General features: G+C 59.9%; 13 protein-coding genes. All 13 read right to left on the bottom strand.

Translation table 11 applies throughout. The features are described from left to right. Nucleotides 1-115 precede the first annotated feature (115 nt). The 13 genes from WKF55_06280 to WKF55_06220 are packed head-to-tail and all read right to left on the bottom strand — an operon-like array spanning nt 116 to nt 14843. Nucleotides 116-1225 (bottom strand): hypothetical protein, encoded by a 1110-nt coding sequence (locus WKF55_06280; GenBank protein MEJ7759184.1) that lies wholly within the window; start codon nt 1223-1225, stop codon nt 116-118. Further along, nucleotides 1225-2250: a glycosyltransferase family 4 protein gene (locus WKF55_06275; GenBank protein MEJ7759183.1), complete on the bottom strand. Its 1026-nt coding sequence runs from the start codon at nt 2248-2250 to the stop codon at nt 1225-1227. Before WKF55_06275 ends, WKF55_06280 begins: the two co-directional genes overlap by 1 nt. Continuing rightward, nucleotides 2250-3263, bottom strand: a complete 1014-nt coding sequence (locus WKF55_06270; protein ID MEJ7759182.1) for an NAD-dependent epimerase/dehydratase family protein — start codon at nt 3261-3263, stop codon at nt 2250-2252. The genes WKF55_06275 and WKF55_06270 overlap by 1 nt, the downstream gene beginning before the upstream one ends. Then, nucleotides 3260-4471 carry a glycosyltransferase family 4 protein gene (locus WKF55_06265; protein ID MEJ7759181.1) on the bottom strand — a complete coding sequence of 404 codons (1212 nt, stop codon included), beginning with the start codon at nt 4469-4471 and terminating at the stop codon, nt 3260-3262. Before WKF55_06265 ends, WKF55_06270 begins: the two co-directional genes overlap by 4 nt. After that, nucleotides 4471-5586, bottom strand: a complete 1116-nt coding sequence (locus tag WKF55_06260) for a glycosyltransferase family 1 protein (protein ID MEJ7759180.1) — start codon at nt 5584-5586, stop codon at nt 4471-4473. Before WKF55_06260 ends, WKF55_06265 begins: the two co-directional genes overlap by 1 nt. Continuing rightward, nucleotides 5583-6965 carry a hypothetical protein gene (locus tag WKF55_06255; GenBank protein MEJ7759179.1) on the bottom strand — a complete coding sequence of 461 codons (1383 nt, stop codon included), beginning with the start codon at nt 6963-6965 and terminating at the stop codon, nt 5583-5585. Before WKF55_06255 ends, WKF55_06260 begins: the two co-directional genes overlap by 4 nt. Nucleotides 6966-6969: 4 nt before the next feature. Continuing rightward, a complete protein-coding gene (locus WKF55_06250) occupies nt 6970-7860 on the bottom strand; it encodes a glycosyltransferase family 2 protein (GenBank protein MEJ7759178.1) in 891 nt (296 codons plus the stop codon). Nucleotides 7861-7865: 5 nt separating this feature from the next. Next, nucleotides 7866-8846 carry a glycosyltransferase family 2 protein gene (locus WKF55_06245; protein ID MEJ7759177.1) on the bottom strand — a complete coding sequence of 327 codons (981 nt, stop codon included), beginning with the start codon at nt 8844-8846 and terminating at the stop codon, nt 7866-7868. Between the two features lie 7 nt (nt 8847-8853). After that, the gene (locus tag WKF55_06240; GenBank protein MEJ7759176.1) at nt 8854-10794 is read right to left on the bottom strand and encodes a glycosyltransferase; all 1941 of its coding nucleotides are present in this window, start codon (nt 10792-10794) and stop codon (nt 8854-8856) included. Further along, entirely contained in the window at nt 10791-11792 is a 1002-nt protein-coding gene (locus WKF55_06235) for a glycosyltransferase (protein MEJ7759175.1), read from the bottom strand. Before WKF55_06235 ends, WKF55_06240 begins: the two co-directional genes overlap by 4 nt. After that, nucleotides 11789-12961: a glycosyltransferase family 1 protein gene (locus WKF55_06230; protein ID MEJ7759174.1), complete on the bottom strand. Its 1173-nt coding sequence runs from the start codon at nt 12959-12961 to the stop codon at nt 11789-11791. Before WKF55_06230 ends, WKF55_06235 begins: the two co-directional genes overlap by 4 nt. Continuing rightward, nucleotides 12958-13725: a class I SAM-dependent methyltransferase gene (locus tag WKF55_06225; protein ID MEJ7759173.1), complete on the bottom strand. Its 768-nt coding sequence runs from the start codon at nt 13723-13725 to the stop codon at nt 12958-12960. The genes WKF55_06230 and WKF55_06225 overlap by 4 nt, the downstream gene beginning before the upstream one ends. Next, a complete protein-coding gene (locus tag WKF55_06220; GenBank protein MEJ7759172.1) occupies nt 13722-14843 on the bottom strand; it encodes a DegT/DnrJ/EryC1/StrS aminotransferase family protein in 1122 nt (373 codons plus the stop codon). Before WKF55_06220 ends, WKF55_06225 begins: the two co-directional genes overlap by 4 nt. Between the last annotated feature and the right edge of the window lie 6 nt (nt 14844-14849).

The raw sequence follows: 14849 nt of genomic DNA, 5'->3' as shown, positions 1-14849 counted from the left end.
GAACGATGAACGGACGGTCAATGCGGACTGCGTACTAACGGCCAGTGCGAACTGCGGACTGATTGCGGATCAAAAGACTTGCTTCGGACTGCGGACAACTAGTTGAGTCTATGGATTATTTCTCGCGCCGCCCGAGCAACCGCCCAAAGGGTACCGCGGTTGCGAGGCCGGCCAGCGCTTCAGCACGCTGCCGGCGGAGTTCCGCGAGCGCGGGCGTGCGCGCCGCTCGAGTCTCCCTCATGCGCTCCGTGAGAAACGCGGCGACGATTCCCACGAGCAGGCCGGTGATCAGACCGAGCAGGGTTTTGCGTACCGCGGTGCCGGTCTCAGGTGACACTGGGGTCTCCGGCGGTTCTACGATCGTTATTGGGGAAAGGTCCCGCGCTTCCTCGATCCTCGCCTGCTCGTATGCTCCTGCCATCCGGGTGTAAATCTCCTGTTGCATGCTGACGGCGCGAGCGAGCCGGTCATTCTGCATGCGAAGCTGCGCCGAGTTTTCGTAGTCGCGGTTCATTTCGCGGAAGCGACTCATGTCCTCCTCTGAAATTCTGAGGCGCGCGAGTGCCTCTCCAAGCAGCTGTTCAACAAATGCCCGCTCTGCTATCGCATCACCCCGCCGGCGCTTCACGGTGTGAGCATTCAGCTCTGCAAGTATGTTCGACGCAATCTGGCTCGCCAGCTCCGGCCGGATTGATTTTACCTTCACGATGACGATACCTGTGCGTGAATAGAGGCTTGCATCCACGTTTTTCAGCAGCTCGTCGACGACGCGCGCCGCGCCAACAGCAGGGTTCTGGCCGCCGAAGCCGTAAAACGATGCGAGCGTTCCTCGAGAACGGCCGCTGTCGGTAACGACCACATACTGCGCCCGGGAGACCGGACCAAGTATCGCCTTGCTCTTGACCAGCTCAGTGTAGAAGACCGTTGTCTGCGATGGATCGGTCCCAGTCCCAGCCGCAAACCCGAGCTGTTGCATCGGGCCCGGTGCCTGCGAAACAGACCGGGCCGCTCGGGTAACGAACGATGCCCGGGCCTCATACAGGCTTGCTTCGGTGACGGACGTCACGGCGAGTATCAGTGCGCCAATCAGAGATGTAAGCGCGAGCGTACGTCGGTATTTCAGCAGTACGCTCAGAAACGCGAGAAGCGATGTTTCCTCGCGCGATCCATCCGTGTTGGCAACCCGGGCACGCGCCATCGGCACGGCGGCGGGGTTCTCGCTCATCAGCTTCTGGCGCGCGCGTGCATTGGCCTGATCCGCTCGACTGACAGGTAAAGAATGCTCAGTAGCAGGGCGCCCGCGCCGATCGCGATCAGGAAAAAGGTAGGCCGCAGCCAGGCCAGAATTGCAAGCAACGCGAGAATCATGTTTATCAACACAATCATCGAGCTGACCTGGGCGTGACTGCGGCCGGCCTGCACCATTCGCTGGTATGCATGACTATGGTGCGCGTGATACCAGCGCTCACCATGCGCAATCCGCCGGCAGAGCGTAACGGTGGCGTCAAACACGAATGCCCCGAGAAGCAGAACCCAGATGAGAAGCGGGATAGCCCCGGCGTTCTCTGAAGCGATGGCGAGAACTGCAAACAGATAGCCTAGCATGCCGCTGCCGACGTCGCCCATGAAGAGTTTTGCCGGCGCCCAGTTGAGAGGAAGGAATCCCGCGCTGGCTGCGGCTATGAGCAGGGATACCATCGCCAGTCCTTCGTGACCCATTACCAGCAGAATCAGACCGCCGATTACACCTGTTGTAATCGCTTCTCCGGCGGCGAGACCGTCGATGCCGTCGACGAAATTGTAGAGGTTTATGGCCCACACAATCCCAATTACCCCGAGCGCCGTTCCTGCGGGTCCGAGCAACAACTGGGTCGAGCCGACACTGAGAGCGGACAGCCCTCCGAGCCAGTACATCGCCCATCCCGCCGATAAAAAGTGCACTGCAAACCGCACGAGTGCAGGGAGATCGCGGTGGTCATCAATCCAACCGACGGCGGCAATCATCGCGCCGCCGCCCACGAGCGCCAGCGCAAGTTCCCACTCTATCCAATGCCACATTGCCGCGAGAATAATTCCACCAAGAACGGTGAATGCGATAGCAAGCCCTCCGCCCCGCGGCGTGGGCGCGGAATGCGAGCTCCGTTCGTTGGGGATATCCAGTAGCCGGTCGAGCGCGTAAAGACGAACGCGGCTTGCAAGCAGCCAGCTCAGAATTGCCGCAGCGACGATGAACACCAGGCGTTCCAGCATCAGTTCCCTGCTCTCGCACGCGCGCGGTACCACCGGGCAGTCTGAGCCATTCCCTCGTCAACCGTCATCGGTGCACGAAAGCCCGTCATCTCCCGGAGGTTCGAGGTGTCGACGAATAGCGATCCTGTCAAGGCCGCAATGGATTCGGTTGTAAGATGGGCGGGAACGAATCGCGAGAGCAAGTCCCCAACGCGCCCCGCACCCCGCATGAACACTGAAGGCACTGGAACAAGCCTCGCATTTTTGCCGAGGGCGGTCGCAACAGCTCGCAGGAGTTCGGGAGTCGACAGGTCGTACTCATCACTCACGTAGAAAGTTTCATGCGCAGCTCGCGGGGCCAGCATCACTGCCTCAATCGCCGCCGAAACGTTTCGGACATGCGCAAAACTGCGGCGGTTGGCAATACGTTTGAACGGAAGCGGGATGCCGTAGTCGACTGCCTTGAACAACCGCAGCATGTTGGCCTTGATACCCGGTCCATACACCAGGGGAAGACGGAGAATCGGGGCATGCATTTCGTTTCGCAAAGCCAGGGTACGAACCAGGCGTTCTGCCTCGAGCTTGCTCTGGCCGTATGCGTCAGTGGGCTGAGGCGGGGTCTCCGTCGTCAGCATGGCGCTGCTCTCCGAAGCGACGGCCTTGACCGAGCTGATGAAGATGAATTCGCGAACTCCAGCCGCAAGGGCCGACTCGAGGACAAGCCTCGTACCCTCCACGTTGATCCGCATGCACTCGGAGGCGGGATCGTCCGGACCTGCCGCCGCAGCATGTACCCGGGCCGCCAGATGGACGACCGTGGACGCTCCGCGCATGGCTTTGTGGATCGCCTCGCCGTCCATGATATCGCGAGCAAATATGGTTTCTATGCCCGCAACCGGGATCGGGGCTCCTGACCGGGTCATGCCAACCACACGGTGTCCACCCTGCATCAGCGACTCGCAGGTATCCCGGCCAATAAACCCGTTTGCACCGGTCACGACGATTCTGCGCCGGGCTCCCTGAATATCAGTCAAACACCGCGCTCCAATACATCGCAAAGGCGGGAGCAGGCACCCGACTTTCCCCCACTCGCCTCGATTTCCGCCCTGGCCCGGTTCCCCATTTCGCTCAGGCGGGATGGGTCAAGCGCAACGATATCCTTGAGAACCCGTACGGCGCCGTCGACATCCCCATGCCGTACGTGCCAGCCGACATCGGCGCTCGCAAGAATGTCTGCCACATGATTCTCGTCTGGTCCAACGAGAAGAATTGGCCGGCCTACGGCCATTGCACCGTAAACCTTGCTGGGGTGCACGATTCCCGGGATCGCGTCGCCGACGGTAACGACATGCACATCCGCGGCCGACAGTGAGTGTCTCAGCTCGCTCTGCGGCTGGTAGGGCAGCGAGACGACATTCGGGAGCGCAGCGTCGTCGATCTCGCGCTTGCCCACGCCGCCTCCGATGAAAACGAAGACCAGCCGCTGTTCATCCGTCAGTCTCCGCGCAGCGGCGAGGATCGTTGTCACCGGATTGGACGGTCCGTGGTTCCCGCTGTACATGATGACAGTGCGACTGGCCAGTTTATGAGCGCGCCTGAACGGATTGTCCCCATGCGCAATCAACGCCTGCGGGTCTTCCGCCGGCCACGGTGGAAGAGTGGTGATTTTGGCGGTGACATCCACCTTGCGATTGATTCGCTCGGCCATGAGCCGGTCCAGGACAATTACATCCGACGCCCGTCGCAGGACGACCCTGTTCATCCAGTCGAACATTTTCACCGGAAACGACTCGGGGTTTGCCATGCCCAGGGCAACAATCTGATCGGGATTGACGTCCATCACCCAGTATTTGAGGCTAGCCCGGTGAATTGCGCCCATCACTACTGCACCGAGCGTGGCAACGGGTGGCGAAGTGCTGACTACGACTGCGTCCACGCCGCGCAGCGAAACCGACCGTGCGACCGCCTGCATCACGAACAGAACGCCGCCGGCGAGGCGGATGGCAATCGAACTTTTTCCGAACGAGGAAAACGGGATTCTGCGAATATCGACGCCATTGAAGTGCTCGCGGCGCGGATAGGTGACCGAGGGGTCGTCGTACCCCCGGTCTGCAGTATAGACCACAACCCGATGGCCCCGCCGCGCCAGCTCCTCGGCAGCATCTGCCATGTGCTGCCCGACGGCGGCCGGGTCGGGCACATAGGTCTGGCTCAGAAACAGAAAGGTTCGGCCTGACGCCATCACTGCGTGACGGAGCCGTAAACATCCAGCGTTTCCCGTGCTGCACGTGCCCATGAGAAACGACGCGCGTTCTCGTGACCGCGCACGAGCAATCGCTCTCGAAGATCCATGTCAACAAGACACTGTTTGAGAGCATTCGCCATGTCGTCAACGGAAAAGGGATCGAACAGCAGTGCGCCTTCTCCCGCGACTTCCGGCAGTGCGGCGGCCGACGAACATGCTACTGGAACGCCCGCATGCTGCGCATCGAGCACGGGCAAGCCAAACCCCTCGTACACCGACGGAAACACGAATAGCGAGGTGTCGTGCATCAGCGCCCTCACGTCCTCGTCGGGCAGATACCCGGTGAATCGGATGCGATCGCTTCCAGCCCGCTCAATCTCCGCCCGTATTTCTGCCTTCTCCGGCAGGTGGCCAACCAGCAGCAGTGAATGCGGAATCTCGCCGGATATTCTGGCAAACGCAGAAATAAGACGCGGAATATTCTTGTGGGCGCTGAGGCTGCTGAACGCCATTACGAATGGGCGGGTTACGCTTCGGACGGCTTCGCTTATCTCTATCGATTCGCCCGGTTGGACATCGGCTGGTTCCCGCCCAGCCGAATGTACAACCGTGATTTTTTCAGTTCGGACATGCAGGTGCCGCACAATCTCATCGCGCGAAAACTTCGAGATGGTAATCACGCGATCCGCGCGCCAGATACTGGTCTCGACGAAGAATTGAAACGCCCGGCGACCGAGGGCGGTTCTCCTGCCCTGATGTCCCAGATAGTTCAGGTCGTGCACCGTTACGACCTGAGGACAGCGGGCCGCAAGCGGGCCGACGTAGCCCATATTGTGAACCAGGTCCGGCTTCGCCTTCATCAGCTGCAGCGGGAGCGCCGCCTGCTCCCACGCATAGCGCACCGCGCGCCGATGAGCGATGAAGGGACAGACAACCCGGCGAAAGTTCCGGCCAGGCGTCACATCGAGATCGGCCGATTCCCTGTTGAGAAAAACTACGTATTCGTTTTCCGTATCTTCCTCGGCAAGCGCGTGGATCAGCGCCCGCGCGTACGTTTCGGTCCCGCCAACCACCCCGGGAATGAGGTACAACAAGTTGAGCGCAATAATCATCGCGCAAGCAAGCCAGACGCGGGGGCGCGAAGTGACCTGTCGGGGGCAGGCCACACCTGGCGAAGTGCGTGGGGGGCCCAGCGAAGCCGTGAGACGAGCTGCATCAGTTTGTATGCGGTACCGACAACCACCAGGGAATAGAAGATCCCTCCGAAGTCACCGCGGTTGAAGTCGAGCGTATAGGCAAAAACAATAAAATAAAGTCCGGGGTACAGCTCAGCGTTTCGGACGAGCTTCATCAGGAAGATCGACAGAATCGCGAAAACAATGAACGGGCCCGGCCAGCCAAAATTCAGAAACGCTTCGGTTACGGGGGTATACGCGAAACCCATCAGACCAACCGACGCGAAGGCATCCCTCATGAATTGAAGGGACAGACTCTCCGGCTTCTCAGGCCAGAATGCACGCGGGAGAAACAGCGATGGCGCCGAAAGATAGGTCAGTCCCCAGCGCAACGGCCGGTCGACGATCGTGTAATGCATCAACGTCTGAATCGGCGACACAAATTCGCTCTGCGTGACGAGCAGCTCGACCGGGTTGAATCTCGCCAGAATCGCCGGGTTATCCGATATCTGCCGGAAGATGCCGATTGCAGTCATTGCAGTGAACGCAACGAACCCGACCACCACCGTGCCGGCGCGGATCACAGCCCGACGCCGCGTGGCGACGACCCCGGCCAGAAAGACGAACATCGGCAGGAAGTCCCGACGGGTTCCAATCGATAACAGGAAGAGCACAAACGATCCTACCGACGCAATTACAATCCAGCGGGCCCTTGCCGTCAGCGCTGGCCACCCAACCATCAGATACATCACGAAACCGTTCACCAGAAACATCATGACTACCCAGAGCTGCGTCCCAATCGAGGCGCCACCGTCCCGTCGGTTCAATACCAATCCAAGTTGCGCGCCGCCCGACCGTGCGTAGAAGCCTATCAGAATGAATGCGATGAGCATCACCACGGCATTGGAAAACGTTGGGCGTATCCTCGCCATGCTCCCGGCCGAGACATCCCGCCACGGCACGCGATACCACCACTGCACCAGGTTGAAACCCAGAAAAGCAGTTCCATAGGCGAATGCGGCATTCGCCATTCCACCGGTTTCGCCGCCAACTCCAAACAGCGCTGCAAGCGGCAGGGTTGCGCCATAGAGAAAAAGAAAGAGCGCAAAAAAAATCCTAATGTCCTGAAACACCCACCGCCCGTTGAACAGCCGGAGAAGCCCCATCGCCGCCAGGAATTGTCCGACAACGAAACAGGTCGCTGCTTCGAGACGCTCCCCAAATGGGAGGTAAACGATCGCTGCCAGATGCAGGCAAAGCGCGCTACCGAGAAGTATCCCGGAAGATTCCGGGAAACGCTCCGCGGGCGCGTTCATGATGCTATCCATCATACGTGGATCGGATACCGTCCGTAACGACGCGGCGGAGCTGGCCGATCTGGCGACGCGCATAGTAGCGAAGCATCCAGCTCGTTGGCGAACCCCGCAGGCCGTGGCTGCGTTCCAGGTACTTCCAGTGCTTGGAAACCAGATGCCGGGTGTTACGCCATGCGCGATATTCGAATAACAGACGATTCATGCGATGCCCGCCTGTCGCCGAGATTGGACCACGCAAATGGAAGCAGACCGTGTTCGGCGAGAAGAAAGCCCTGGCGCCGCACGCGTTCGCCGCCAGATAGAAGTCTGTTTCCTCGCGCCACGAGTTTCCGGCGTACCACGTGTCGAAAGTCACCTGCGAAAAAACGTCCCTTCGTATCAGCGCTATCGAGTGGAGAAACGGCGCAGGTACCGGCGCCGCGGTCGTCACAGAGAAATCGGCGTCCATCAACTCAAAATCGAACACCGATCCAGAAAATTGCCTGGCTGGGGGAGGGTCGAGCAACTGCGAAGCGTTGAAGTCGCCGCTTATCCGGGCCGTCACGAGGCGTCCGGCAATGATTGAGGCGTCGAGTAAGCGCGCATCGCGCAACAGCACGGCGCAATAGTCGGTGGCAAGCCACACATCGTCTTCTCCGAAAAGAACCCATTCCGTATCGGCAACGGCGATCCCCGATCTGCGGGAATGGGGCTGACCCCGTTGATTGTCGTGACGGACAATCGTCACTGGAACTTCGGTGTGATTTGCGAGCTCGCGAACGCGCTGCTCCGTACCATCTGTTGAGCCGTCGTCGACAACCACGATCCTGGAAACGCCCGGATGCACCAGGTACGAAGGCCATACTGCCTCCAACGCCTTGATCCGGTTACGAGTGGGGATGACTATGGTTATCATCGGTTTCAGGGCGCTTTCCCCTTTAACGCGCCGCCGGTATTGCGTCCCACCGCGATGTTGCGGGCCTCGCTGGCGCCACGCGCTGCATCGAGCCCGCGATAACCCTCCCAGCCACCCCGCACGACATTCGCGGGAATGCGAAGGTCTCTCTTCACCAGACCAACCACACCCATTGCGGCGGCGTGCAGCAGCAACCTCGCCGCATACCGAGCGCGCCAGAGCGGTCGGTCGCCAATGGCCTTCCAGACGAACAACACTCGCGATCGCTCGCGCTCCCGCATCTGTGTGTGCAGCGGAGGACGATTGACGGTGCTCGGATAATGTTCTATCGCCATTTTCCGGGACGAGATCATCTTCCATCCCGACCTTGCTACTCTGTGCGCAATGTCGACGTCCTCATGCCAGAAACTACCCAGGGCCTCATCGAACCCCCCAACCGCCTCGACTGCCTCGCGTCTGAACGACATGTTGCCCCCGCTGAGCCAGGCTGCCGGCTGGTCTGCTGCGGGATGGCTTGCCGGGCCGACATTGAACCCGCCCCAGTCGATCCGGTAGCGATCTGACGTGAGACCGAGCACACGATAGGCCGCGTTCCGCGCGGGATTGTAGTGACCGGGATGATCAACGAATCCACCAACGCCGCCTATTGTCGGATCATCGTAAAAATCGAGCATGGCCTCCACCCACGTAGCGGGAAGTCTCACATCATCGTCGAGAAATGCGACGACATCGCCCTGAGCCATTGCCAACCCGGCGTTACGCGCGCGGGATGTACCGAGTCCATCAGCGAATTCGGCAATTTGCAGTGAAAGACGGGTCCCGAAACGAGTGCGAAGGCCGGCCACCGCTCCGTCAGGATATCCCTGAAGCACAAGCACAACGTCGAAAGCACGCGCTGTTTTCTGGGACGCCAGGTCTTCGAGGCAGACCTCCAGCGGCCCCACACGCCTGTAGGATGCGACAATGACCGAAAGATGGAGGAGCATGGGCCGGCTACGGGCGTTTCAACGCTCGCCAGTGGCCGAGCAGGCCGGCGCGGTCGAGCAAATGACGAGCAATGTTGCGTGGAATATCGTACAAATTTACCTGCGCGACGCCCGCCAGGCGAGCGACGCCCGAAAAGTGTTTTCGAATTACACGCTTGCGTTCCCGGCACGAGACCACGAACTGATTATCGCTGAGCCCTCTCATCCGCATCCTGGTGACGATGACGTCTGCGAAACGCGTCGAAACCGGGTGCGCGAAGCATCGGACGATATGGTCGTGGTCGGCCGCTATTCTGAAGGATGTGTCGAACGGGCCGACCGAATCGAATACGTGGCGACGAACGAACGTCGCGGGATGGCAGAGTGTCTCCCGCGACAGATCAGAAAGCCCGAGTGCGCGACCCATGGCCCCCGACGTCTCGCCGTCCACGAATAGCATCCGGCCATAAATCAGGTCGGCTCCCTTCCCCAGTGCAACGATGCGCTCGATCACATCACTACCCGCGAGTGTGTCATCAGCGTGCGCGAAGACGATGTATGACGACATATCCGAGACAAAGCCGACCGCCTTGTTCATCGCATCGTAGAGCCCGCTGTCAGGCTCGCTAATCCAGCGATCAATGAGGTTATCGCACCGTTCCAGAATCTCAACGGTTCCATCGGTCGATCCGCCATCAACGACGATGTACTCGATGTTCGGATATGTTTGCGCGGCGACGGCCTGGATGGTTTCCTCGAGGTGCCGGGCGCCATTGTACACAACCGTGATGACCGTCACGAGCGGGAGTTCGGCCCGATCTCCCGTGTGCAACAGGGCATTCAGCCGGCTCACGCAGGCGACCCCCGCTACCTCCCAGTTCAGATGCTCCTCAAAAGCGCGAAACGTCGTCGCACAAAGCTCTTCGTACCTTTGACGGTCATTCCACAATGCAGTGATCTCCGAGGCCGCCGACTCTACCAGGCTGGTGAGAGAGAACAGATACCCGCTGCGGCCGTGCAAAACTGCCGAAGGGATGCCACCTACATCAGATGCAATTGACGGCAGGCCGAACGAGCTCGCTTCGCAGAAGACAATCCCAAAACATTCAGCCCTGCTTGGCATGACCAGAAAGTGAGATCGCGCAAAAAGCCCGTCGAGCTCCCGACGGCCGATGGTCGTTGACTTGTCGACGTAGCCGCGAACCACAACCTTGTCATGCAGGTGATCCGGGACTACGGGGCTTGACCCCACCACTGTGAGCTCTACCGGAATCCCGCGCGCCGCAAGCGTAGTGAGGAGATCCATTGCAATGTCTCCGCCCTTCCGGGTCCAATCTACGCCGACGAAGAGCAGTCTGCATACATCGCGGCCGCGCGCTCTGACAATTTCTGAAACTGAAACCGCACTGCGATCACAATCGATGTTTGCGCCGAATGGAATCACGTGAACTTTCGATGGATCTGCCCCGTAGTCATTCAACGCGGAGCGCGCCGCCCAGTCGGAGGCGTAGATTGCGAGCGAGGATGACGTCAACGCGGCGTGTTCCAGCTCGTTGCCGGCTCTTATCGAGGCAGGAGCAAGGTTCTCGAACTCTGGGTAGAGTCCCACCATTTGTGCGAACGTCGCGTCAGTCCAGAAGACCACAGGCGCCTTGCCTGAAAAGGAAGCGATCGGAATTGTGCCGGGAGAGAAAACAATATCGATATCCCTGCCTGCGAGCTGTTGTTCGATCTGGCTCGCGTAACCACGCGTAACCTGTCGATGCCGCTCCCGGAGAAATCGCCTGCCTCCAGCTAAACGATGCCAGAGTCGCCGCGCGGCCAGCTGCGCACCGGCCGGATCTGCAAGGGGGCCAACGTACGTGACGTCGACGCCCTGTCCCTCGAGGGCCTTTGCCATGCGGGCTCCAGTTCCCGACCACTGACTTGCGTCGTGCGCGTCGTAAGTCGTTACGTACGCGAGCTTCAACGGTCGCCGGATTGCGGGGTGTCAAGCCAGTCATCCCGCATTGCAAACCGCCTCCACTCTTCGTGCCGTATGAGCCGCACATCGTACCTGGCCCGATTGCGGTGGTAGAAGGCGCGTGCCAGATCGATCCGCCAGGCCGACTTCCCCGCTGCCCGCCGGGCAACTGCGGTCACCAGCGCGCGAGCTGCAAAACCCGAGTGTGCTGCGATACGGCGGATCAATCGCGCCCGTCCGGGCACGAGCTTCCGGTAATCAGTGTAGCTATCGCAGTATCCCTGATCGGCGAGACGCGAGTTGACATATCGCTGTGTCATTCGCGAAGCGGGAATGATGTGATGCGTCACCGCCAAGGGGACGTACGCGAACCGGTAGCCAAGTTTTTTCACCTTGATGTTGAGACCGGTCTCGTTGTCACCGGTAAACTCCCCGGCGTTGGTATCCGGGTTGAATCCGCCAGCGCGCATGAAAGCGTCGCGTGTTATGGCCTGATGACAACTGAAGACTCCAGGATCGTCGTCCGCGACGATGAGGCTTTCGCCGAGGTCGTTGAGGCTGAGGAGCGCGTTGCGGCAGTGCTCGAGAATCCACCGAGGAGGCTCTGTATCCCACTTGGGAAGAACGCGGCCGGTGACGGAAGCCACGTTTGCGCCGTCAACGAACCCCTCGACGATACGCATCAACATGTGAGGGTCGGCAAGCATGTCGTCGTCGGTGAAGTAGAGAATCGTGCCGCGTGATGCCAGAGCGCCGGTGTTGCGGGCAAAATGAGCCCCGCGCCGCCGTTCAGTGATGCCGGTGATGCCGGGGTGCAATCTTGCCAGATCCCTGATCGCTGCGCTCGTGCTGTCGGTCGAGTTGTTGTCGACCAGTATCAACTCCCGGCTCTCAGCCGGATAAGACTGACGCACGATGGTTTCAACTGTCTCGTTCAACATTCTCGAACGGTTGAAAGTCGGGATGATCACTGAGATGAACGGCAACGGCGGCAATTCCGTCACACCAACGCCTCTATGATTTCGCGCACCCGTCCGCGAAACTGCGGCCTTCCCCATCGTTTCGCATGGGCGTACCCCCTTGCCGTCAGCACGGCGCAAAGCGCGTCGTCCGTCCACAGCCGCACAAGTGCTTCATGTATCTCCTCTACCGACGCCGGATCAAACAACAGTGCCGCATCGCCGACCTGATCCGGGATGCCATAGATTCGGGATGTTGCAACCGGACAGCCAAGTGCGAACGCTTCGAGCTGGGGGATATTCGTGGGTCCAAAGAATGTGGGCATGATCAGCGCGCGCGCGCGAATGTAGAGCTCCGGCATCGTCTCGTCCGCCACGTATCCCATGAAAGTGACGTTTTCCGTCATGCCCAGTGCACTGACCTGCTCTTTCACATCGCTGTAAGCGTTCCGGTCCGTCGCGCCTGCCAGCACAAGCCGCACGTCCGGGTACTGACCGAGCATGCGGGATAAAGCCGTTATGAGCGCGGAGTGATTCTTATGCCTGTAAAACTGGGCCGGATAGAAAAAAAACTTTGGCGGCAGTGCCATAACGCGCCCCACACGGTTGTCGCGGGCAATCGGGCGGTCGAAGATATACCCCGGAGGAATATATGGGAGCACATATACTTTTCGGGAATCGATTCCATAGGAGTCCACCAGTTGGCGCGCTCCTGTTTCCGAATCGACCATCACGCCGCGCGCCCAGCGACATGTTTCCCGAAAATGAAACTCGCGTGATTCGAACTCACCATTGTCCCCAACCTCGGGAAAGCGGGACTCGTAGCGGTGCATCAGATCGTGGACCGTGCCCAGCGTCGGCACCGGGGCGCGGAACGCGTACCGTTCGTGGTTTGGGCAAACCCACAGATCGCACGCGGCAGAAATCAGTTTTCTCACATTCGAGTCGAGACGGCTTGCCGAACGGCGCCAGAGGCTGACCGGCAGTCTTGAGTAGTGCCACACACGATTCAGCGCGTTGTTCCACGAGGTACTCTCCAGCTGAACAACTTCGACCCCCGCGTCGAGCCGCTGCAACCAGAATTCATGAGTAACAGCAGCCACGAGGCTGAATTCGGAACGTGGCAGTGCGAGGACAGCATCGAGCACCGCTTGCGTGTACTGGAATGCACCGCCACCTCCTTCAGACGTCAGCAGAATGCCGATCCGTTTCATCCCCGCCCAACGAAACACGCCCCCCAGCTTTCCAGGCCCGGCTGGGTGTCGAGCATCCACGCGCGCGACGCTACGAGCGTCATCTCTGATGCATTGAGGGCCAGTTCGATTTCGGGCGCGAACAGATATCGCATCCGGTGGGTTTCGCGGAGAGTTTCCGTTAATCCAGAGGCCCTGTCCACGACCATTACGCTGTAGTGGACGTCGACAACGTTCTCCAGGTGGCGCATAACCGGCTCGGCGATCCGCGTTACTTCAGTGCAATCGTCAGACAGCCTTTTCACCGCTACGGCCGGACGTTGTGCAAGCACTGCGGGTCCATACCAGCAATCGAAAACGAACACGCCCCCAGGTACCAGATGCTCCCGGACGGTTGCGAAGGCAGCGCCAAGGTCTTCATTCGTCGTCTGGTAACTCATTACGTGAAACAGGCTGATCACCGCGTCGAATTTCCGCTCAAGCCGAACCGTCCGTGCATCGCCGGGCTCGAAGCTGAGCCGGCCCGCGAGCGGTTCCGGCAGCGTGGCCTTTCGATTGCGCGCGGCTTCGAGCATGCCTTCGCTCAGATCGACACCAGTCACACTGTATCCCAGTGCAGCCAGTTCGGCCGCATGCGCCCCCGTGCCGCAACCCAGTTCAAGAAGCGAATGAGCCGTTGGCGCGGCGTTCACAAGCAGATCACGAACGTAGCCTGCTTCCGCCGCGTAATCCTTGCCGCGATATAGCAGATCGTAGTAGCGGGAATAGGCGCCAAATACGGTCACGATAGCACGGTCCTGACACCTGCCACAACGCGGTTCATCTGTGCTTCCGTCAGCGCCAGGCCGCTGGGAATATAGAATCCCCGTCTTGCGATCCGCTCGGCGACCGGATAACTCTCGCCGGCGAACAAGCCCTGGCGGCGGTACACCGGTTGCTCATGCATCGGCCAGAAGAAAGGCCTGGAGCCAATGCCTATCTCGCTCAGCCGCTTCATCGCCTCAATTGCGTCGAACGGAACGTCATCGTTCAGAACCATCCCATATACCCAGTTCACGTTGCAGGCGTAGTCCGTCGACGCGAGGGGGAGCTGAACGCGATCAAGGCCGGCAAACAAATCGGTATACCGTTCGAACATGCGACGCTTGCGCTCAACGAACTCATCGAGCCGTTCGAGCTGAGCCAGTCCAACGGCCGCCTGCAGGTTGGTCATCCTGAAATTCCATCCCAGCTCCTCATGCACAAATCGTCGCTGCGACGTGAACGCGAGATTCCGAAGCGACCTGCATCGCTCGGCGAGCGCGTCGTCATCGGTGACAATCATTCCGCCTTCACCGGTGGTAATGTGCTTGTTCGGATAGAAGCTGAAGGTCGAGATGTCGCCAAAGGAACCGCACGACTTGCCGCGATAGGTCTGCCCGATCATCTCGGCGGCATCTTCGATGACCGACAGCCCGTGGCGGGCGGCAATGTCGAGGAGCGGATTCATGTCCACCGGAAGACCGTAAATATGGACGGCCATGATAGCGCGCGTGCGAGACGTGATGCGGCTTTCGATCGCTCGAACATTCATGTTCCACGTAGCCGGCTCGCAGTCGATGACGACCGGAACGGCCCCTAACCGTGAGATCGCCGAGGCGCAGGAAATGATTGTGAAGGTCGGAAGGATGACTTCATCGCCGGTCTCGATATCAAGTGCGGCTGCAGCCGCATCGAGTGCCGCCGAGCCGTTGCATACCGCGACTCCATGCTTACGGCCAACGCTTGCGGCGAATCGAGTCTCGAATTCGCGGATGAATGGGCCCTCCGATGAGATCCATCCGGTGTCGATGCACTGATTGAGATACCTACGCTCGTTACCGTCGAGGACCGGTTCGTTCACCGGGATAAACGCGTCAGTCATATCGAT

Source organism: Gemmatimonadaceae bacterium (assembly GCA_037721215.1).
Lineage (GTDB): Bacteria > Gemmatimonadota > Gemmatimonadetes > Gemmatimonadales > Gemmatimonadaceae > UBA4720.
Note: the sequence above shows the minus strand (reverse complement) of the source record. Positions and strands in the feature narration are given on the sequence as shown.

Excerpts from the sequence above, each read along its gene's own strand:
- WKF55_06280 (MEJ7759184.1), bottom strand. The coding sequence starts at position 1,225 with ATGAGCGAGAACCCCGCCGCCGTGCCGATGGCGCGTGCCCGGGTTGCC.
- WKF55_06275 (MEJ7759183.1), bottom strand. The coding sequence starts at position 2,250 with ATGCTGGAACGCCTGGTGTTCATCGTCGCTGCGGCAATTCTGAGCTGG.
- WKF55_06265 (MEJ7759181.1), bottom strand. The coding sequence starts at position 4,471 with ATGGCGTCAGGCCGAACCTTTCTGTTTCTGAGCCAGACCTATGTGCCC.
- WKF55_06260 (MEJ7759180.1), bottom strand. The coding sequence starts at position 5,586 with ATGATTATTGCGCTCAACTTGTTGTACCTCATTCCCGGGGTGGTTGGC.
- WKF55_06255 (MEJ7759179.1), bottom strand. The coding sequence starts at position 6,965 with ATGAACGCGCCCGCGGAGCGTTTCCCGGAATCTTCCGGGATACTTCTC.
- WKF55_06250 (MEJ7759178.1), bottom strand. The coding sequence starts at position 7,860 with ATGATAACCATAGTCATCCCCACTCGTAACCGGATCAAGGCGTTGGAG.
- WKF55_06245 (MEJ7759177.1), bottom strand. The coding sequence starts at position 8,846 with ATGCTCCTCCATCTTTCGGTCATTGTCGCATCCTACAGGCGTGTGGGG.
- WKF55_06230 (MEJ7759174.1), bottom strand. The coding sequence starts at position 12,961 with ATGAAACGGATCGGCATTCTGCTGACGTCTGAAGGAGGTGGCGGTGCA.
- WKF55_06220 (MEJ7759172.1), bottom strand. The coding sequence starts at position 14,843 with ATGACTGACGCGTTTATCCCGGTGAACGAACCGGTCCTCGACGGTAAC.